Annotated in this window: 1 protein-coding gene; it reads left to right on the top strand. The window is 38.2% G+C overall.

What is annotated here, in order from left to right:
• Positions 1-14: 14 nt before the first annotated feature.
• Positions 15-356 (top strand): hypothetical protein (locus tag ACXIUA_RS00620; protein WP_457975896.1); only part of this gene is annotated, 342 nt, incomplete at its 3' end.

Raw genomic sequence — 356 nt, 5'->3', positions numbered from 1 at the left:
GCCGTGAGATTGTCGTGAAGTATCAGCTCTTAAGTAAAGATGAGATTGAGTTTAGAGCTAAGTTTGAACGATTGAATTATTTGCTTAAGAATAAAGAATTCAATTTCTACTTCTACGATGACCCACTGTTTGAATATAAGGGCACTGTATCAGCTAGTGACACGCCAGACGCAGGTAAGCTTAATGTAGTAAGTACCTTTACCATTACCTGTTCCAGTCCGTTTAAGAGATTAATACATCCGACTGTGTACAACTTCTCAGATAGTTGTTTGTTCACTGAGCCAATTTATTGGGCAACAGAGCCTGATTCAATTGAAATTACGATGAATCAAGCAACAACAAGCGTTGTTATCAGC

It is taken from the genome of Corynebacterium sp. UMB8791 (genome assembly GCF_054166365.1).
This window is presented reverse-complemented; position numbering and strand designations above follow the sequence as displayed.